This window comes from Streptomyces sp. NPDC001532 (genome assembly GCF_040298625.1).
Lineage (GTDB): Bacteria > Actinomycetota > Actinomycetes > Streptomycetales > Streptomycetaceae > Streptomyces.
Map to the genome: position 1 here is coordinate 43,908 of NZ_JBEPAL010000050.1, position 19,563 is coordinate 63,470.

Below are 19,563 nucleotides of genomic sequence, written 5' to 3' on the forward strand. Positions count from 1 at the left end.
GAGTCAACGATGTTTCGATACACCGTTGACTCGATTGCTCGCCGGGTCTAGCGTCGAACGCGGGCCGCTGTGAGTCGGGCTCGTTTTCCCGTCCCACCGGCGACAGTTGACTGGCCGTCAGACCAGGGAGACCCGATGCGTACACCGCCCCGCCAGGACCGGTCCGGCCAGCCGGTGGACCGTCAGGACCGGTCCGACCAGCCGGCGGCCGCCTCGGAGCGGACGTACCGAGGTGGCCGCCGGCGCGACCCGGCCGCCGACCGGGCGATCCTCGACAGCACCCTCGGCCTGCTCGCCGACGGACACAGCTTCGCCGAGCTGTCCATGGACCAGGTCGCCCAGCGCGCCGGAGTCGCCCGCGCCACCGTCTACCGCCGCTGGCGCAACAAGGAGGAACTGGTGCTCACCGCGCTCGGCTCCCTCGACCTGCCCGTGCCGCCGCTGGCCGGGCTCGGGCTGCGCGAGCAGCTGGTGACGCTCGTGGACCAGCTGCGCCACCGCGGCCAGGACACCGCGCTGCACCGGCTGATCGGCAGCCTCCTCGGCGAGGCGGTGCGCCGCCCGCACCTGGTGGCGCGCTTCGAGGAGACCGTCGTCGCCGCCCGCCGCGAGGCCATGGTCCAGGTGCTGCGCGACGCGGTCGCCCGCGGCGAACTGCGGCCCGGCCTCGACCCGGACGACGCCGTCGAACTGCTCGTCGGACCCATGGCCTCCCGGCTGATCCTGCGGCAACGCCCCGTGGAGTCGGTCGCGTTCGCCGAGACCATCGTCGACACCTTCCTGAACGGAACCCGCGCACCCCGTGCCGGAACAGGCCCCGGCACGCCCCACGAGCACCTGCCCGCAGCAGAGGAGCCGCTGCCATGACCTTCCTCTTCGACGACCCCGCCTTCGACTACCAGGCCCTGCGCACCGCCGGCTACGCCGACTACGGCGGCGCCCAGCTCGGCGAGGTCGTCGCGGTCGCCTCCCGGATCGGCGACGGCGACACCGAGGCCTGGCGGCAGGCCTGGACCGCGCTCGCCGAGCGCGTCCACCGCCTCGGTGCCGCGGCCCGCGACGAGCACCGCCCCGTGGACGCCCGCGCGGCCCTGCTGCGCGCCCACAACTACTACCGCACCGCCGAGTTCTTCCAGCGCGACGACCCGCACGACGCGGAGGCGCTGCGGCTGATGCGGCTGTCCCGGGAGACCTTCGCCGACGCCGCCGCACTCATGGACCGGCCCCCCGAGTTCGTCCGCATCCCCTACGAGGACACCTCGCTGCCCGCCTACCTCTACCGCGCCGCCGACACCGGCGCGCCCCGGCCGCTCGTCGTCCACCACGGCGGCATCGACTCCACCCTGGAGGAGGGCTGGTTCTTCGTCGCCGCGGCCGCGCTCGCCCGCGGCTACGACTGTCTGTGCTTCGAAGGCCCCGGGCAGGGCTCGGTCCTGCGGGAACAGGGGCTGGTGTTCCGGCCGGACTGGGAGCGGGTCGTCACCCCCGTGCTCGACTACGCGCTGGACCTGCCCGGCGTCGACCCCGACCGAGTGGTGCTCGTCGGCACCAGCCTCGGCGGGCTGCTCGCGGTGCGGGCGGCGGCGTACGAGCACCGGCTCGCCGGCTGTGTCGCCCATGACGCCGTCTGGCAGCTCGGTGACGTGGTGGCGCTGCCGCCGTTCGTGCTGGAGTGGGTCGAGCAGGGCTGCGACGACTTCGCCGACCCGGTGATGTGGGGCATCGCCGCCCAGCAGACCTTCACCCGCTGGCTGCTGCGGCAGGCACTGTGGACCTTCGGCGCCCGCACCCCCTCCCAGCTGCTGCGCATCCTGCCCCGGTTCGGACTGTCCGAGGTGATCGGCCGGGTGCGCTGCCCGGTGCTGGTGCTGGACGCCGAGGAGGACATGTTCTTCGCCGGGCTCGAACACGCGAAGAAGGTGTACACCGGCCTGAACGCGCCGAAGACGCTGTACGTCTTCACGGCGGACGAGGGTGGCGGCGCGCACTGTCACTCCGGCGCCATGCGGCTCTTCCACGACCGGCTGTTCTCCTGGCTGGGACACACCCTCGACCGGGAGCGGCCCGCCGCGGCGGCCTGACCGCCGCCTCCGCCCACTCCGCCCACTCCGACCGGTTCCACCGCGCGAACGGCCCGGCCCGGCCCGCCTCCACGGCGGTCCGGGCTGTCCGCGTTTTCCGGCGACCGGCTTCGGTGAATGGCTGATTCGTTTTCCGCGGTCGCTCCAAAACCGGCCGAGTTCCATTCTCTTTAATGCCGGTGTAACGGGGCGGGACTGGTATCGGGCAACGAGCTGACATAGGCTTCCGGCTAAAGAGCTACCATCGAGTAATGGACGTCCCGGACCAGGGGGCGTACGGGGGAGACCGGAATTTAGTTGAATGCGCACCGCGCATTCGGGGGGTAGTCGTGTCCCTGTCCTCTGCACGCACCGACCATCCACTGCGCTACGAACTGCTGGGCCGGCTGCGGATCACCCGCGGCGGCGTCGATCTGACGCCCGAGGCGCCCAAACTCACCAAACTGCTCGCCCTTCTGCTGGTCAGGGCGGGGGAGGCGGTACCCGGGGAGAAGCTTGTCGCGGAGCTGTGGGAGCAGCGGCCACCCCGCTGCGCCCATGCGAGCCTGCGGGTGTACGTCTCGCAGGCGCGCAAACTCCTCAGCGGGCCCCGGGAGGCGTCCCCGATCGTCACGACATCGTCCGGATACATTCTCGACGCCGGTGCCGCCATGACCGATTTCCAGGAATTCCAGGCGCTGTACGAACTCGGCCGCGAACGCTACTTCGCGGCTGATTTCCGCCAGGCCTTCGAACTCCTCCGGCGTGGGCTCAGCCGCTGGCGCGGCCCCGTTCTGGAAGGGCTGCCGGGCTCCCTGGCGATCGAGTCGTTCGCGGCGGTCCAGGAGGAGAAACGGCTGAACTGCACCGAGCTGGGGATCGACTCGGCCCTGGCGATCGGCCGCCACCACGAGGTGATCGAGGAACTGAAGGGCCTGCTGGTCCAGCACCCGTTGCGGGAGCCCTTCTACCGCCAGCTGATGGCCGCGCTGTACCGGGCCGGCCGCCAGGGCGACGCCCTGAACGTCTACCACCACGCCCGCCGTGTCATCCGGGAGGAGCTGGGCGTCGAGCCCGGCCCGTCCCTCCGCCTCGCCCAGGAGGCCATCCTGCGCGCGGACCCGTCCCGCCTCCAGGAGGCGGGGGTTCTGCCGGCGGCGGCTCCCTGAGAACGCGGGGCCCGGACCGCAAGGCGCGGAGGGCCCATGCGTGTCCGCGTCTTCACGCCCCCTCCGCCGCGCCTCCTTCCCGGCGCCGGCGGTAGTGGCGGGCGACGCGGGTGCGGTTGCCGCAGCGGGTGGGGGAGCACCAGCGGCGGCGGGGGTGGGCCGGGAGGAACAGCAGGACGCAGTCGTCCGCCTCGCACTGCCGGACGCGGCTGACCGCCGGGCCGGCCAGCAGGGCGACGGCGGACTCCGCGAGCAGGGCCGCGAGCCGGACGCCCAGAGGGCCGGTGCGGCGCGGCGGCGCGCTCACCGACGTACCGTCCCACACCGGTTCGCGGACCGCGGGGGCCGCGCGCTGGGCGTCGGCGAGGGCGCGCAGCGCGGACTCGGGCGGCCGCTGCCCGGCCAGCAGGGCCCGCAGCGCCGCCTCGGTGTGCTCCCGCACGGCGTGCACGGGGGCGAGGTCGGCCTCCTCGGGAGCGGCGCCGGCCGTCTCCCCGTCCAGCCGGTCCGCCTCCAGCGCCAGCCAAGCGGCCAGCCGGGAGGCGGAGTCGAGCAGGTCGACACGTCGCCCGCCGTGCAGCGGACGGGTGTTGACGAGGTCGAGGGGCAGGGGCTCGCCGGTCGGCGGTTCACTGGCGTACACAACTCTAATGCTACACAAATCGATTGACGCATTAGAAGACGTCGGCGTATGACTGACCCATGACCTCCTCGGTGACCGCACCGCGCATCAGCACACCCGCCCGCACGGCCCACCGGCACCTCGACGTCGGCGGCGTCGAGGTCTTCTACCGGGAGTCCCTGCCCGACCGGCCCGACGCCCCCGTGCTGTTGCTCCTGCACGGCTTCCCGTCCGCGTCCCACCAGTTCCGGCGGCTCATCGACACCCTCGGACGGCACTACCGGCTGATCGCCCCCGACTACCCCGGCTTCGGACACACCCGCGCCCCGGAGGACTTCACGTACACCTTCGAGCGGCTGACCGACGTCGTCGAAGGCTTCACCGAACGGCTCGGACTGACCCGGTACACGCTGTACCTCTTCGACTTCGGCGCCCCGGTCGGCCTGCGCCTGGCGCTGCGGCATCCGGCGCGCGTGGCCGGGCTCGTGGTGCAGAACGGCAACGCCTACCTCGACGGACTGTCCGACGCCGCCCGCGAGTTCACCGCCCTCACCCCGGACACCCCCGGCGCCGAGCGGACCGTCCTCGACCTGTTCACCCTCGCCGCCACCCGCGCCCAGTACGAGGGCGGCACCGCGGACCCGGCGCTCGTCGCTCCCGAGGGCTGGCTGCTCGACCAGTACTTCCTCGACCTGCCGGGCCGCAAACGGGCCCAGCTCGCCCTCGCCCACGACTACAAGAGCAATCTCGCCGCCTACCCCGACTGGCAGGCCTGGCTGCGCGCCCACCGCCCGCCCACCCTCATCACCTGGGGCACCGGCGACCCCTTCTTCACCCCCGACGGCGCCCGCGCCTACCTGCGCGACCTGCCCGACGCGGAACTGCAGCTGTTCGACACCGGCCACTTCGCGCTGGAGGACCGGCTGCCCGAGATCGCCCCCCTGATCGCCGGCTTCCTCGACCGCACCTGGGACGGCCCCGCCCCGACGACCGGCCGGGAGGCCTCGTGATCGTCCGCACCCTCACCGACGCCGACGTCGACCGCGTCCTGCCGCTGTTCCCGGCGGACGAGATCGGCGTCTGGGCCGACGCCGACACCTTCCGGGACCGGCTCGCCACCCGTGAGTACCGGCGGGAGTGGACCTGGCTGGCCGAGGACGGCGGCGAGCCGCACGCCGTCGCCACCTGGTGGGGCGGCCCCGACGACACCCGGCCCGCCGCCCTCGACGCGCTCAACGTCAGCACCGCCGGCCGCTCGGACGACGACCGCACCGAGCTGGCCGCCCGCCTCCTCACCACCGCGCACGCCGCCTTCGCCGAGGCCGGCGTGAAGACGCCGCCTGACTACCACGTGCTGCTGCCCGGCGACTGGCGCGAGCGGCCCGAGGCGGTCGCCGCCCTCGCCTGGCGGCAGGAGGCGGCCCGCCGGGCCGGACTCACCGCCGCCCTGGAACGGCTCCGCTTCGAGTGGACCGCCGAGACCGGCCTCCCGCGATCCTCCGGCCGGCTGCGCTTCCGCGCCGAACCGGACGACGAGGTCTTCGTGGACCTGTTCCGCCAGGTGCTGAAGGGCACCCTGGACGCCGGGTCCCGGACCGGCGCCGAGACGGTCGGCGCCGAGGCCCAGGCCCGCGCCGACGTCGCCTTCTACCGCGACGAGATGCCCGGCGACCGGTCCTGGTGGCGGACGGCCGAGACGCCCGACGGCCGGCCCGTGGGCTTCGCGCTGCCCTCCCGCAACACCAGCGTGCATGTCGTCGGCTACCTCGGTGTCCTCCCCGAGCAGCGCGGCCAGGGTTATGTGGACGACCTGATCGCCGAGATCACCCGTCTCCTCGCCGAGGAGGCCGGCGCGGACGTCGTGCGCGCCGACACCGACCTGGCGAACGGCCCGACCGCCGCGGCCTTCACCCGCCTCGGCTACCGCAACTTCGCCCGCCGACTGGTCCTCTCGGCGGACTGACGGTCTGACGGACTGACCGGACCGACCGGACCGACCGGACCGACCGGACTGACGGACCGACCGGACCGACCGGACCGACCGGACTGACGGACTGACGGACTGACCGGACCGACCGGACTGACGGACTGACCGGACCGAGCGGCCTCAGCGGGGACCGGGCGACCGGCGGGCTCGCCCCCGCCCGGCCCCCGCCCGGCCCCCGCCCGGCCCCCGCGCAGGCCCCCAACCCAAGCCCCCACCCGATCCCGCCCGGCCCTCCGCCCAGGCCCCTAACCCAGGCCCGCACCCGCCCCCACCCGATCCCGCCCCCGCCCGACCGCCGTCCGGACGCGCTCGCCGGGCGGCCCGGCCGCCGGTGTGCCAGATTGCGGACAGAGGGAAGCCGGGTGCGGGCTCGCTGTCCCCCACACAAGTGCTGCTCGGGTGCTCGCCCCCGGCCTTCCTCGAAGAGCCCCTGCGACCGGGAGAGACCCGTGGCCCTGCACCAGACCGACCGCCAGTCGGCGGGTCCCTTCGACGACGTCTACGCCCTGCCGATCAGCGAGCAGGCGCTGCCGAAGTTCCGGATGCCGGACAAGGTGTCGGACGCCCGCGCCATCCGGGCGCTCATCCACGACGAGCTGAGCCTGGACGGCAACGCCTCGCAGAACCTCGCGACGTTCTGCACCACCTGGGCCGAGCCCGAGGTGCACGCCCTGATGGACGAGTGCCTCGACAAGAACATGATCGACAAGGACGAGTACCCGCAGACCGCGGAGATCGAGAACCGCTGCGTCCACATGCTCGCCGACCTGTGGAACTCCCCGGACGGCGCCAACACCCTCGGCTGCTCCACCACCGGCTCCAGCGAGGCCGGCATGCTCGGCGGCCTGGCCCTGAAATGGCGCTGGCGCGAGCGCCGCCGCGCCGAGGGCAGGTCCACCGACCGCCCCAACCTCGTCGTCGGCCCGGTCCAGGTCTGCTGGGAGAAGTTCGCCCGCTACTTCGACGTCGAACTGCGCCAGGTCCCCATGGAACCGGACGCCCTGGGACTGCGCGCCCACCAACTGCGTGAGTACGTCGACGAGAACACCATCGGCGTGGTGGCCATCCTCGGCGTCACCTACACCTGCGTCTACGAGCCGGTCGCCGAGATCGCCGCCGAACTCGACCGGATCCAGCAGGAGACCGGCTGGGACATCCCCGTGCACGTGGACGCCGCCAGCGGCGGCTTCGTCGCGCCCTTCGTCCAGCCCGACCTCGTGTGGGACTTCCGGCTGCCGCGGGTCGCCTCCATCAACGTCTCCGGCCACAAGTACGGCATGGCCCCGCTGGGGGTGGGCTGGGTGGTCTGGCGGTCCGCCGACCTGCTCCCCGAGGACCTGGTGTTCCGCGTCTCCTACCTCGGCGGCGACATGCCCACCTTCGCCCTGAACTTCTCCCGCCCCGGCGGCGAGATCGTCGCCCAGTACTACAACCTGCTGCGGCTCGGCCGCGAGGGCTACGCCAAGATCCACGGCGCCTGCGCCGCCACCGCCGGGATGCTCGCCGAACGGGTCGCGTCCCTGGGCCCGTTCACCGTCCTCTACGACGGCCAGAGCGCCCTCCCGGCCGTCACCTGGACCCTGACCGACCCCGCCGCGAGCCCCTTCACGCTCTACGACGTCACCGACGAGCTGCGCCGCCGCGGCTGGCAGGTCCCCGCCTACCCGCTGGCCACCGGCCGGGAGGACACCGTCGTGCAGCGCGTCCTGGTCCGGCACGGCACCGGCTACGACAAGATCGCGCTCCTCGCCGACGACCTGCGCGCCGCCGTGGACCGCCTGGAGAGCGGTACCGGGGGGCACGCCTCGGAGCAGCCGGGGTTCCACCACTGAGTCAGCGGCCGCGCACCTCCGCGACGCGGACCGGCCGGTGCTCGGCCAGCGACAGCGTGCACGCCTCCGCGATCCAGCCCGCCTCCAGCGCGTCCTCGACCGTGCACGGCGAGGGCCGGGAACCGGCCACCACCTCGGTGAACGCCTGGAGTTCGGCACGGTAGGCGGCGGCGAAGCGGTCCATGAAGAAGTCGTGCGGGACACCGGACGGGAAGGTGGCACCGGGCTCCACGGACCGCAGCGGCAGCTTCTCCTCGAGACCCACCGCGATGGAGTCCTCGAAGCCGTGGATCTCCATCCGGACGTCGTGACCGCGGCCGTTGTGGCGGGAGTTGGAGACGACGGCGAGCGTGCCGTCGTCCAGGGTGAGGGTCGCGGCCGTGGTGTCCGCGTCGCCCGCCGCCCGGATGTGGCCGGCGCCCCGGTTGCCGCCGACGGCGTACACCTCGGTCACCTCGCGGCCCGTCACCCAGCGGATGATGTCGAAGTCGTGCACCGAGCAGTCACGGAAGATGCCGCCGGAGGCGGCGACGTACGCGGCGGGCGGCGGCGCCGGGTCCAGCGTCGTCGACCGTACGGTGTGCAGCGTCCCCAGCTCACCGGCGCGCACGGCCGCGCGGGCGGCCGCGAAACCGGCGTCGAAGCGGCGGTTGTAGCCGATCTGGATCGGCACGCCGGCGCCCTCGACGGCCTTCAGGACCTCGACGCCCTCACGCATGGTCCTGGCGACCGGCTTCTCGCAGAAGACGGGGACGCCCGCGCCGACGGCCGCGAGGATCAGCGCCGGATGGGCGTCGGTCGCGGCGGCGATCACCACACCGTCGACCCCGGCGGCCAGCACCGCCTCGGGCGAGTCCGCGACCTGGCCGCCGAGCCGTTCGGCGGCGGCCTTGGCGGCGTCCGCGAACGGGTCGGCGAACACGAGCGAGTCGACGGCGTCGAGGCCGGACAGGGTCTCGGCGTGGAAGGCGCCGATGCGGCCGAGGCCGAGGATGGCGATGCGCATGGGTTCGCTGCTCCTTTGCGGACGTACGGGGGAGGCGGGTGCGGTCAGGAACGGACCGTCACCCAGGCGCCGTCGCGCGCCGAACGCGTCATGGCGTCCAGCACGGTCGCGCTGTGCACGGCGTCCGACAGGGTGGTCCCGTACGGCGTGCCCTCGGCGATCGAGCGGAGGAAGCGGTACGCCTCGATCACCTTCAGATCGTCGTAGCCCATGGCGTTCGCCGCACCCGGCTGGAACGCCGCGAACTCGCCGTCACCGGGGCCGACGTAACGGGTGCTGACGGGCTGGTCCTGGTACGCGGTGCCCTGGCAGACGCCCAGCTCGTTCATCCGGCGGAAGTCCCAGAACACCGCGCCCTCGGTGCCGTGCACCTCGAAGCCGTAGTTGTTCTGCTCGCCGACCGAGACCCGGCACGCCTCCAGCACCCCGCGCGCGCCGGAGGCGAAGCGCAGCAGACAGCTGACGTAGTCCTCGTTCTCCACCGGGCCCGGCTCACCGCCGGCGGCACGGGCGTGACCGGCGACGGCGGTGGTGGGCCGGGCCCGCCGGGGCACGAACACCGCCGTGTCGGCGGCCACCGACGTGATCTCGCCGAGCAGGAAGCGGGCCAGGTCCACGCCGTGCGAGGCCAGGTCGCCGAGGACGCCGCCGCCGCCCCGCTCCCGCTGGAACCGCCAGGTCAGCGCCGCCTCCGGGTGGGCGGCGTAGTCGCTGAACAGGCGGACGCGGACATGCGTGGGGTCGCCGATCCCGCCGGAGGCGATGAGCGCGCGGGCGCTCTCCACGGCGGGCGCGTTGCGGTAGTTGAAGCCGACCGAGCCCTGCACCCCGGCCGCCGCGACCGCGTCCGCCACCGCGCGGGCGTCCTCGGCGGTCAGGCCCACCGGCTTCTCGATCCACAGGTGCTTGCCCGCCTCGGCCATCGCGACGCCGATCTCGCGGTGCAGGAAGTTGGGGACGGTGACACTCACCGCCCCTACGCGCGGATCGGCGGCGACCTCCCGCCAGTCGCGGGCCGTCCCGGCGAACCCGTACCGGTCGGCGGCCTCCTCGGCCCGGCCGGGCACCTCCTCGGCGACGGTCACCAGCTCGGGACGCAGGGGCAGCCGCGGAAAGTGGTGGCGGACCCTGGCGTACGCCTGGGTGTGCACCCGGCCCATCCAGCCGAACCCGACGACGGCGACGCCCAGCGTGTCCACCATGACAGCCCTTCGTTGGACCGGTCCATGTCCTGTGCAGCCCACCTTGGGCGGCGCTGCTCCAGGGTGTCAAGGTATCGCGGCCCTTTGACAACGAGGACGACCGCGTGGAACGGTCCATACCATGAGACCGCCCACCATCCGCGATGTGGCCGAACGGGCCGGAGTGTCCAAGTCGCTGGTCTCGCTGGTGCTGCGCGGCTCCGGACCGGTGCGGCCCGAGAAGCGGGACGCCGTACTGCGGGCCGTACGGGAGCTGGGCTACCGCCCCAACGCCGCCGCGCGCACCCTCAGCGAGCGGCGCACCCGCACGATCGGCGTCCTCCTGCACGACCTGCGCAACCCCTGGTACGTGGAACTGCTCGACGGTCTGAACGCCCCGCTGCACGCCGCCGGACTGCACACCGTCCTCACCGACGCCCGCCTCAACCGCCGCGGCGGCCAGGACCCGGCCGGGCCCTTCCTCGACCTCGGCGTCGCGGGACTGGTCGTCGTCGGCACCATGCCCGACCCGGCCGCGCTCGGCCCGGCCGCCGCGCGGATGCCGGTGGTCGTCGCCGGGGCCCGCGAGCCGGTGCCGCCCGGCGTGGACGTCGTCGCCGGCGACGACACGGAAGGGACGCGGCTGGTCACCGACCACCTCGTCGGGCTCGGCCACCGCAGGATCGCGCACCTCGCCGGCTACGGCGCCGTCGGGGAACTGCGCCGCCGCAGCTTCGAGGACACCATGCGGGCGCACGGCCTGGCCGCGCAGGCGTCGGTGGAGGCCGGCGACATGACCGAGGAGGGCGGCTACCGGGCGACCGTACGGCTGCTGAGCCGCGCCGACCGGCCCACCGCGCTGCTCGCCGTCAACGACATCACCGCCGTCGGCGCGCTGTCGGCGGCGGCCGAACTCGGCCTGCGCGTGCCGCGGGACGTCTCCGTGACCGGGTACGACGACACCGCCATCGCCCGGCTGCGCCACCTGTGGCTCACCACCGTCGACAACGCGAGCCACGAGGTGGGCCGCCGCGCCGCCGGCTGTCTGCTGGACCGCTTCGAGCGGCCCGGGGGAGCGGGGCGGACCCATCTCGCCGCACCCGCGCTGGAGATCCGCGGCACGACTGGCCCGCCACCGCTCACAGCGTGATCGCGTACGCCTTGCGCAGCGTCTCGTGCACCGTCCAGGTCGTGCGGTCGCCCTCGCGCAGCACCGCCATGTCGCCGGCCCCGACCGTCAGCGTCGGCCCGCCCTCCACCTCGATCGTCGCCGACCCGCTGATCACCACGAACAGCTCGTCGGCCTCGGTGTCGGTCACCACGCCCGGCGTGATCTGCCAGATCCCCCGCACCTGACGCCCGTCCGCCGACTCCCAGACCACCTTCCCGGTCACCTCGGGCGCGCCGGAGACGATCTGCTCGGGCCGCAGCGGCTCGGGTTCCAGCACGGCGTCGGGGATGTGCACTGCGAAGCTGTGGTCCATACCCCCGACCCTAGCCACCCCCGCCCCCGCCCCGACGCTGACAGAGTGTGGGGTATCACCCCTGCCCACCGGACACTCCGTCGGGTCGCCGGCCGGACTCCACCCGCTGCCGCCACACGGATGGGTCACGCTGCTCGCCGCCGCCCGGCAGCCGTCCGCCAGGACGCCCTCACCCCCGCCGCCCCAGCATGCTCGTCGCGTTCGCGGTGACCACCGCGCCGATGGCTGCCCACTCCCAGGCGCCCAGGCCCTCGTCGAGGACGATCCAGCCGACCAGTGCGGCCAGGACCGGGTTGACGCTCATGAAGAGGCCGAAGGTCTGGGCCGGGACGCGGCGCAGGGTCAGCAGGTCGGCGAGGTAGGGCACGGCGGAGGACAGGACGCCCGCGGTGACGGCGCAGGCCACCGCTCCGGCGCTCGGGGGGCGGTGCAGGACCACCAGCAGTCCGGCCGGGAGGAACAGCACCGCGGACACCCCGGCCGCGGCCGCCGCGCCCTGTGCGCCGGGGACGCGGTGGCCGATCGTGCGGTTGAGGAGGATGTACGACGCCCAGCAGCCGGCCGCCAGGAGCCCGAGCCCCATGCCCAGGTGGTCCGCGGAGGGCTGCGGGCGCATCAGCACGATCACGCCCGCCGCGGCGAGCACCGCGCAGCAGGCGTCGAGCCGGCGGCGTACCGCGGCCAGGGCGATGGCCAGCGGGCCCAGGAACTCCAGGGTCACCGCGAGGCCGAGGCCGATCCGGTCGACCGCGCTGTAGAGGCTGAGGTTCATGGTGCCGAACACCAGGGCGAGCAGCAGCACCGGCCACCACTGCGACCAGGCGAACTCCCGCAGCCGGGGCCGGCCGACGGCGAGCAGGACGGCGGCGGCGACGTACTGGCGTACCGCCACGACCCCGAGCGGGCCGAGGACCGGGAAGGCGAGGGCGCCGACGGCGGCGCCGGTCTGGTTGGACAGTCCGCTGCCGAGCATGGTGGCGACGCCGGCCAGCCGGTGCGTGGCGGACGGAGCGTCGTCGGCGAGGGCGCGGAATTCTCGCGGGGTGGTGGCTGTGCGCATGGGTCGTATCGTGCGGGTGAGGCCTGGTTGCACATAATGCATGCACGCCACGATCTATACGCTTGGCGTATGGATATGCGGTCCGCAGGTGTGGACCTGCGTCAACTGCGGTGTCTCGTCGCGATCGTCGACGAGGGCACCTTCACCGACGCCGCGATCGCGATCGGCGTCTCCCAGGCCGCCGTCTCGCGGACCCTCGCCGCGCTGGAGGGCGCTCTCGGTGTCCGGCTGCTGCGGCGCACCTCCCGCTCGGTGACGCCGACGGCGACCGGGCTGCGGGTGGTGGCGCACGCCCGCCGGGTGCTGGCCGAGGTGGACGAGCTGGTCCGGGACGCCACCTCGGGCCGGACCGAGCTGCGGATCGGCTACGCCTGGGCTGCGCTCGGCCGGCACACCCTGCCCTTCCAGCGCCGCTGGAGCGCCGCGCACCCGGAGACCGGGCTGCACCTGGTGCGGGTGAACGCGCCGACCGCCGGGCTGCTGGAGGGCATGTGCGACCTCGCGGTGGTGCGCCGCGCGCCGGACGACCGCCGCTTCGACTCGGCGATCGTCGGCCTGGAGCGGCGGCTGTGCGCGCTGGCCGCCGACGACCCGCTGGCCCGGCGCCGCTCGGTGCGGCTGGCCGAGCTCGGCGGGCGGGTGCTGCTGGTGGACCGGCGTACCGGCACCACGACCCCGGAGCTGTGGCCGCCGGACATGCGTCCGGCCACCGAGGAGACCCACGACGTCGACGACTGGCTCACGGTGATCGCCACCGGCCGGTGCATCGGCATGACGGCCGAGTCCACCGCCCACCAGTACCGGCGGCCCGGCGTGGTCTACCGCCCGGTGCGCGACGCCGAGCCGGTCGCCGTACGTCTCGCCTGGTGGCGCGACGATCCGCATCCCGCCACCCAGTCCGTGGTCGAGCTGCTGACCGGGCTGTACGGCCTCGGCTGACCCCGGGCCCCGCCGGGAAAAAGAGCGAACAAAATTGTTGACAATCTTGTTTGGCTAGATTTACGTTCGACAGGCACTCACTCAGGGAGGGCACATGCCGAAAGAAGCCCGTCCGGGCAGCGGAGAGCAGGCCAAACAGCTGGCGCTGAGCCGGCTGCGGCAGGCGATCCTGCGCGGCGAGATGGCACCGGCACAGCGGCTGGTGGAGAACGAACTCGCCGAGCAGTTCGGAGTGACACGGGCGAGCATCCGCGCGGCGCTGATCGATCTGGAGGCCCAGGGCCTCGTCGAGCGGATCCGCAACCGCGGTTCGCGGGTGCGGGTGGTGACCGTGGAGGAAGCGGTCGCCATCACCGAGTGCCGCATGGTCCTCGAAGGACTGTGCGCGGCCAAGGCGGCCGTCGCGGCCAGCGACGAGCAGCTGGACGAGCTGACCGACCTCGGCACCGCCATGGGCAAGGCCGTCGCCGACGGCGAGCCGCTGACCTACTCCGACCTCAACCAGGACCTGCACGCCAGGATCCGTGAGTTCTCCGGTCAGGCCACCGCCGTCGATCTGCTGGAGCGGCTCAACGCCCAACTGGTGCGCCACCGCTTCCAGCTGGCGCTGCGGCCGGGACGTCCGCAGCACTCCCTGAACGAGCATCTGACCATGATCGAGGCGATCAGGGCCAGGGACCCGCAGGCGGCCGAGGCGGCCGTCCGCGCCCACCTCACCAGCGTGATCGAGGCGCTGCGCGGCTGACACGCGCAGGACGGACACGCGCGCGACCGATCCGCGCGCGAGGCGGGCGCACACCTGTCCACCAAGGAGAGACCGAGCAATGAGCCAGGCTGCCAACGCGCCCGCAACCCCACGATCGACCCTTGTCGTCACCGCGCACGCCGGGGACTTCGTCTGGCGGGCGGGCGGAGCCATCGCCCTGGCCGCCGCCCGCGGCGAGAAGGTCACCATCGCCTGCCTGACCTTCGGTGAGCGCGGCGAGTCCGCCAAGGCGTGGCGCGAGGGCAAGCGGCTGGAGGAGATCAAGGCGATCCGCCGCGACGAGGCCGAGCGCGCCGCCGCCGTCCTCGGCGCCGAGGTCCGCTTCTTCGACGCCGGCGACTACCCGCTCGTCGCCACGGCCGAGCTGACCGACAAGCTCGTCGAGGTCTACCGCGACACCCAGCCCGACGTCGTCCTCACCCACCCCGTCGAGGACCCGTACAACGGCGACCACCCGGCCGCCAACCGGATGGCCCTGGAGGCCAGGGTGCTCGCGCAGGCCATCGGCTACCCCGGCCCCGGCGAGATCATCGGCGCACCGCCCGTCTTCTACTTCGAGCCGCACCAGCCCGAGATGAGCGGCTTCAAGCCCGAGGTGCTGCTCGACATCACCGAGGTGTGGGAGACCAAGCGCAAGGCCATGGAGTGCCTGGGCGCCCAGCAGCACCTGTGGGACTACTACACCGACCTGGCCGTCCGCCGCGGTGTCCAGCTCAAGCGCAACGCGGGCCCCAACCTGGGCCTCGCCCACAAGACCATGGCCGAGGCGTACATGCGGCCCTACCCGCAGATCGCGAAGGAACTGGCATGAGCGAGCCGAGGTGCAGCGGAGGCTGGGGGTCCGCGGAGCGAAGCGCAGTGGGCACCCGGCCGCAGCGGAGCCGAAGCGGAGCTTCGCAGAAGGAGGAAGTATGAGCGGCGTCATCGTCACCAACCCGCCGAAGGCACAGGCCGAGGACGTCGAGGCGCTGGCCCGCTACGGCGTGGCCACCGTCAGCGAGGCGATGGGCCGCACCGGGCTGCTCGACACCGCGCTGCGCCCCGTCCAGCAGGGTGTCCGGGTCGCCGGCACCGCGGTCACCGTGCTCAGCTGGCCCGGCGACAACCTGATGATCCACGCCGCCGTCGAGCAGTGCGGCGAGGGCGACATCCTGGTCGTCACCACCACCTCCCCGTCCACCGACGGCATGTTCGGCGAGCTGTTCGCGACCGCGCTCCAGCAGCGGGGTGTGCGCGGCATCGTCATCAACGCGGGCATCCGGGACACCCAGGAGCTGCGCGAGATGGACTTCCCGGCCTGGTCCCGGGCCGTCTGTGCGCAAGGCACCGTCAAGGCCACCGGCGGCTCGGTCAACGTGCCGGTCGCCATCGGCGGCCAGGTGGTCCGTCCCGGCGACGTGATCCTCGCCGACGACGACGGCGTGGTCGTCGTCCCGCGCGAACGCGCCCGCGAGACCGCGCAGAGGTCCGAGGCCCGCGAGGCCAAGGAGGCCAGGTCCCGCGCGGCCTTCCTCGACGGCGAACTCGGCCTGGACCGCTACGGGTTGCGCGACACCCTGAAGCGGCTCGGCGTCGAGTACCGGACGTACGAGGAGTACGCGGGAGCCGAAGGTCCCGCGGGGGAGGGGACGTGAGCCCCGGCCCCGAGGGGATCCGCTGTCTGCTGATGCGCGGCGGCACCTCCAAGGGCGCCTACTTCCTCGCCGAGGACCTGCCCGCCGACCCGGCCGCCCGCGACGCGCTGCTGCTGCGCGTCATGGGCAGCCCCGACGCCCGGCAGATCGACGGACTCGGCGGCGCCCACCCGCTCACCAGCAAGGTCGCCGTGGTGTCGAGCTCCACCGACCCGGACGCCGACGTCGACTACCTCTTCCTCCAAGTGGCCGTCGACCGAGCCGAGGTGACGGACCGTCAGAACTGCGGGAACATCCTCGCCGGGATCGGCCCGTTCGCCGTGGAGCGCGGGCTGGTGCCGGCGGGGGAGGAGACGACGTCCGTCCGGATCCGCATGGTCAACAGCGGTGACCGGGCGACGGCGACGTTCCCGACACCGGGCCGGCGGGTGGACTACACGGGAGACGCCGCGATCTCGGGTGTGCCGGGCACGGCCGCACCCGTGGTGATCGAGTTCCCGCCGGGCGCGGGCGCACTGCTGCCCACCGGCAACGTCCGCGACGAGATCGACGGCACCGCGGTGACCTGCGTCGACAACGGCATGCCGACCGTCCTCATCGAGGCCACCACCCTGAAGGTCACCGGCTACGAGTCGCCCGCCGAGCTGGAGGACGACGAGGAACTGGCCGACCGGCTGCGCGCGATCCGTCTGGCGGCGGGCCGGCTGATGGGCCTCGGGGACGTCTCGGACGCCACCGTGCCCAAGCTCACGCTGCTCGCTCCGCCCCGCGACGGCGGCACGATCAGTACCCGCACCTTCATTCCCGTGCGCTGCCACCCCTCGATCGGGGTGCTCGGCGCGGCCGGCGTCGCCGCCGGCCTGCGGATCGAAGGCGGCGTGGGTGCGGACCTTGCCGTACTCCAGCCCGGTGGTGACCGGATTCGCATAGAACATCCCACCGGATTCCTGGACATCGAAAGCAGCCTCGACGTCACCGCCGGCCGGCCCACCGCCCGCCGCACCGCCGTGGTCCGCACCGCCCGCAAGATCTTCGACGGCACCGTCTTCCCCCGGTCCGCCGAGACGGCCCCCCTCTCCGCACAACCCTCTGGAGGTCACCGATGACCCCGCCGCTCGGCGACATCGCCCACATCGGCCACGCCCAGCTCTTCACGCCCGACCTGGACGCCAGCGTCGCCTTCTTCACCGACTACCTGGGCCTGACCGTCAACGGGCAGCACGGCGACACCGTGTATCTGCGGACCTTCGACGACTACGAGCACCACAGCCTCGTCCTCACCGCACGCGCACAGCCCGGCCTCGGCAGGCTCGCCCTGCGCACCTCCAGCGAGGCCGCCCTCCACCGGCGGATCGCGGCGATCGAGGCGGCGGGCGGCTCCGGCCACTGGGCCGAGGACGAACCCGGCCTCGGCAAGCTCTACGTCACCACCGACCCGGACGGCCACGAGCACGCCCTGTACTGGGAGAGCGAGCACTACCAGGCCCCCGAGGAACTGCGGCCCGCGCTGAAGAACCAGCCGCAGGCCAAGCCCAACCGGGGCGTGGGAGTGCGGCGGCTTGACCACGTCAACTTCCTCGCCGCCGACGTGCTCGCCAACGCCGAGTTCCAGGAGCAGGTGCTCGGCGCCCGGCCCACCGAGCAGATCCGGCTGGACAGCGGGAAGATCGCGGCCCGCTGGCTGACCTTCAGCAGCAAGTCGTACGACGTCGTCTACACCTCGGACTGGACCGGCTCCAGCGGGCGGCTGCACCACATCGCCTTCGCGACCGACACCCGCGAGGACATCCTGCGCGCCGCCGACCTCGCCATCGACAGCGGGGTGTTCATCGAGACGGGCCCGCACAAGCACGCCATCCAGCAGACGTTCTTCCTCTACGTCTACGAACCGGGCGGCAACCGCATCGAGCTGTGCAACCCGCTCACCCGGCTGGTGCTGGCGCCGGACTGGCCGCTCGTCACCTGGACCGAGGCCGAGCGGGCCAAGGGGCAGGCGTGGGGGCTGAGGACCATCGAGTCCTTCCACACCCATGGCACGCCGCCGATCGCCTGAGCAGGGCCGTACCGGGGGTGGGCCGCGCATCGCTGTGCGGTCCACCCCTTGTCGTCGTGCCCGGTCACCGCGCCGTCCGGTGCCCTCCAGGGCCGTCCAGGGCCCGTCCGCGCCGCTGCTCAATCGTTGCTGAGATTGTTGACAAAAGCGTTGACACTCCTTGGAGCGCTCCTTAGCGTCTAGCGCACACCGGGTCAGCCGCTGGAGCCGCCTCGACCCGCCTCACCATCCCCTCCAGGGCACGCGCCTCCTGGACGAGAGGAAAACAACGATGTCCTCCTCCCCCGCCCCGTCCGCTCGCGGCAGCAGACTGGCTCTGCTCGTCGTCGGTCTGTGCTGGCTGGCCGTCCTCTTCGACGGCCTCGACATGTTCATCTACGGCTCGGTGCTGCCGCACATGCTGGAGCAGAAGGCCCTCGGCCTCACCCCGGACCAGGCCGGCGACCTCGGCAGCTACGCCACCTTCGGCATGCTGATCGGCGCCCTCACCGCCGGCACGGTCGCCGACCGGATCGGCCGCAAGAAGCTGATGGTCGCCTGCGTCGCGCTCTTCTCGCTGGCCTCCGGCCTGTGCGCGGTCGCGAGCGGCGTCGAGGTCTTCGGCCTCGGCCGCACCCTCGCCGGCATCGGCCTCGGCGGCCTGCTGCCCACCGCGATCAGCATGGTCTCCGACTACGCCCCCCGCGGCCGCGCCGCCCTCACCATCGGCCTGCTGATGACCGCCCACCACGCCGGCGGCATCCTCTCCGCCTACGTCGCCCTGTGGGTCGTCGAACCCCTCGGCTGGCGCGCCGCGTTCTGGGTCTGCGTCGTCCCGCTGCTGTTCGTCCCCGTGCTGCTGAGGTTCCTGCCCGAGTCGCTGAGCTTCCTGGTCGCCAAGGGCCGCGCCGAAGAGGCCCGCGCCCTGGCCGGCCGGTTCGACGTGGAACTGCCCGCCGCGCCCGCCAAGGAGGCCGCCGGCCGGCGCTGGGCCGCCCTCGCCAACCTCTTCCGCGGCGGCGAGTGGACCCAGACCCTGCTCTACTGGCTCGCCTCCTTCGGCGGCCTGCTGCTCGTCTACGGCGTCGCCACCTGGCTGCCCACCCTGATGCGCAGCGAGGGCTACGAACTCGGCTCCGCCCTCACCTTCGTGGTGCTGTTCAACCTCGGCGGCATCGTGGGCATGCTGGTCGCCGGCCGGGCCTCCGACCGCTTCGGCGCCCCGCGCATCTCCGCGATCTGGTTCGCGCTCACCGCCTGCGGCGTCTTCCTGCTCAGCGTCCACATGCCGCTGGCGCTCACCTTCGCGGTGGTCTTCCTGACCGGTGTCTTCCTCAACAGCGCCCAGACGATGATCTACGCCACCGTGTCCATCGCCTCCGCCCCCGACAACCGCGCCACCGCCGTCGGCTGGACCTCCGGCATGGGCCGCTTCGGCGCCGTCTTCGGCCCCTGGCTCGGCGGACAGCTGCTCGCCGCCGACCAGGGCGACTGGGGCTTCACCGCCTTCGCGCTGGCCGGATTCAGCTCCATGGTGTTCATCGGCGTCGCCGCCCTGCGCGGCGCCCGCCGGACCCCCCGGAGCACCGCGGACCCGGCGCTGGTCGCCACCCACTGAGCCGCCGCGTCGTCCGTCGGGCCGGGAACCGGTCAGGGGCCCCCGGCCGACGGGACGACGACAGCGACCGGGACGACGACGCCGGCCCCCCCCGGGGGTGGGGGGGGCCGCGGCGGCGGGCCCCGCGCCGCGCGCCCCCCCCCCTAGGGAGGGGGGGGGTGGGGGCAGAGGGT

19 protein-coding genes are annotated in these 19,563 nt (G+C 73.3%); 14 read left to right on the forward strand and 5 right to left on the reverse strand.

From position 1 onward, the window contains the following. Positions 1-135 precede the first annotated feature (135 nt). The 3 genes from ABT232_RS32800 to ABT232_RS32810 all read left to right on the forward strand — a co-directional run bounded on the left by ABT232_RS32800 (position 136) and on the right by ABT232_RS32810 (position 3,229). Positions 136-867, forward strand: a complete 732-nt coding sequence (locus ABT232_RS32800) for a TetR/AcrR family transcriptional regulator (protein WP_351846870.1) — start codon at positions 136-138, stop codon at positions 865-867. Then, positions 864-2,081, forward strand: a complete 1,218-nt coding sequence (locus ABT232_RS32805) for an alpha/beta hydrolase family protein (protein WP_351846872.1) — start codon at positions 864-866, stop codon at positions 2,079-2,081. Before ABT232_RS32800 ends, ABT232_RS32805 begins: the two co-directional genes overlap by 4 nt. Before the next feature lie 329 nt (positions 2,082-2,410). Then, complete coding sequence (locus tag ABT232_RS32810) at positions 2,411-3,229, forward strand: AfsR/SARP family transcriptional regulator (RefSeq protein ID WP_351846874.1); 819 nt, start codon at positions 2,411-2,413, stop codon at positions 3,227-3,229. A 52-nt stretch (positions 3,230-3,281) separates the two neighbouring features. Here ABT232_RS32810 and ABT232_RS32815 read toward each other — a convergent pair whose 3' ends face one another. Beyond that, the gene (locus ABT232_RS32815) at positions 3,282-3,872 is read right to left on the reverse strand and encodes a CGNR zinc finger domain-containing protein (protein ID WP_351846877.1); all 591 of its coding nucleotides are present in this window, start codon (positions 3,870-3,872) and stop codon (positions 3,282-3,284) included. A gap of 59 nt (positions 3,873-3,931) precedes the next feature. On the opposite strand from ABT232_RS32815, the gene ABT232_RS32820 reads away from it, so the two are divergent. From ABT232_RS32820 to gad, 3 genes are all read left to right on the forward strand, one after another. After that, the gene (locus ABT232_RS32820) at positions 3,932-4,861 is read left to right on the forward strand and encodes an alpha/beta fold hydrolase (protein ID WP_351846879.1); all 930 of its coding nucleotides are present in this window, start codon (positions 3,932-3,934) and stop codon (positions 4,859-4,861) included. Continuing rightward, a complete protein-coding gene (locus tag ABT232_RS32825) occupies positions 4,858-5,814 on the forward strand; it encodes a GNAT family N-acetyltransferase (RefSeq protein ID WP_351846882.1) in 957 nt (318 codons plus the stop codon). Before ABT232_RS32820 ends, ABT232_RS32825 begins: the two co-directional genes overlap by 4 nt. A 473-nt stretch (positions 5,815-6,287) precedes the next feature. Then, complete coding sequence (gene gad, locus ABT232_RS32830) at positions 6,288-7,670, forward strand: glutamate decarboxylase (RefSeq protein ID WP_351846885.1); 1,383 nt, start codon at positions 6,288-6,290, stop codon at positions 7,668-7,670. A 1-nt stretch (position 7,671) separates the two neighbouring features. On the opposite strand, the gene ABT232_RS32835 is transcribed toward gad, so the two are convergent. Then, a complete protein-coding gene (locus ABT232_RS32835) occupies positions 7,672-8,676 on the reverse strand; it encodes a Gfo/Idh/MocA family protein (protein WP_351846887.1) in 1,005 nt (334 codons plus the stop codon). Positions 8,677-8,720: 44 nt separating this feature from the next. Next, entirely contained in the window at positions 8,721-9,878 is a 1,158-nt protein-coding gene (locus tag ABT232_RS32840; protein WP_351846890.1) for a Gfo/Idh/MocA family protein, read from the reverse strand. Between the two features lie 121 nt (positions 9,879-9,999). On the opposite strand from ABT232_RS32840, the gene ABT232_RS32845 reads away from it, so the two are divergent. Continuing rightward, positions 10,000-11,007, forward strand: coding sequence for a LacI family DNA-binding transcriptional regulator (locus ABT232_RS32845; protein WP_351846892.1), 1,008 nt, complete (start codon positions 10,000-10,002; stop codon positions 11,005-11,007). On the opposite strand, the gene ABT232_RS32850 is transcribed toward ABT232_RS32845, so the two are convergent. Further along, the gene (locus ABT232_RS32850) at positions 10,997-11,341 is read right to left on the reverse strand and encodes a cupin domain-containing protein (protein WP_351846895.1); all 345 of its coding nucleotides are present in this window, start codon (positions 11,339-11,341) and stop codon (positions 10,997-10,999) included. The genes ABT232_RS32845 and ABT232_RS32850 overlap by 11 nt on opposite strands. Before the next feature lie 169 nt (positions 11,342-11,510). Continuing rightward, positions 11,511-12,314 (reverse strand): EamA family transporter, encoded by an 804-nt coding sequence (locus ABT232_RS32855; protein WP_450871953.1) that lies wholly within the window; start codon positions 12,312-12,314, stop codon positions 11,511-11,513. A gap of 156 nt (positions 12,315-12,470) precedes the next feature. Here ABT232_RS32855 and ABT232_RS32860 point away from each other — a divergent pair, with 156 nt between their 5' ends. The 7 genes from ABT232_RS32860 to ABT232_RS32890 all read left to right on the forward strand — a co-directional run bounded on the left by ABT232_RS32860 (position 12,471) and on the right by ABT232_RS32890 (position 19,390). Then, positions 12,471-13,340, forward strand: a complete 870-nt coding sequence (locus ABT232_RS32860; RefSeq protein ID WP_351846901.1) for a LysR family transcriptional regulator — start codon at positions 12,471-12,473, stop codon at positions 13,338-13,340. Between the two features lie 94 nt (positions 13,341-13,434). Next, positions 13,435-14,085 (forward strand): GntR family transcriptional regulator, encoded by a 651-nt coding sequence (locus ABT232_RS32865; protein WP_351846903.1) that lies wholly within the window; start codon positions 13,435-13,437, stop codon positions 14,083-14,085. A gap of 79 nt (positions 14,086-14,164) precedes the next feature. After that, positions 14,165-14,917 carry a PIG-L deacetylase family protein gene (locus ABT232_RS32870; RefSeq protein WP_351846906.1) on the forward strand — a complete coding sequence of 251 codons (753 nt, stop codon included), beginning with the start codon at positions 14,165-14,167 and terminating at the stop codon, positions 14,915-14,917. 100 nt (positions 14,918-15,017) lie between these two features. Next, positions 15,018-15,740, forward strand: a complete 723-nt coding sequence (locus ABT232_RS32875; RefSeq protein WP_351846908.1) for a 4-carboxy-4-hydroxy-2-oxoadipate aldolase/oxaloacetate decarboxylase — start codon at positions 15,018-15,020, stop codon at positions 15,738-15,740. Continuing rightward, a complete protein-coding gene (locus ABT232_RS32880; protein ID WP_351846911.1) occupies positions 15,737-16,846 on the forward strand; it encodes a 4-oxalomesaconate tautomerase in 1,110 nt (369 codons plus the stop codon). Before ABT232_RS32875 ends, ABT232_RS32880 begins: the two co-directional genes overlap by 4 nt. Next, the gene (locus ABT232_RS32885; RefSeq protein ID WP_351846914.1) at positions 16,843-17,793 is read left to right on the forward strand and encodes a VOC family protein; all 951 of its coding nucleotides are present in this window, start codon (positions 16,843-16,845) and stop codon (positions 17,791-17,793) included. Before ABT232_RS32880 ends, ABT232_RS32885 begins: the two co-directional genes overlap by 4 nt. A gap of 271 nt (positions 17,794-18,064) precedes the next feature. Further along, the gene (locus tag ABT232_RS32890) at positions 18,065-19,390 is read left to right on the forward strand and encodes an MFS transporter (RefSeq protein WP_351846917.1); all 1,326 of its coding nucleotides are present in this window, start codon (positions 18,065-18,067) and stop codon (positions 19,388-19,390) included. The last annotated feature ends 173 nt before the right edge of the window (positions 19,391-19,563 follow it).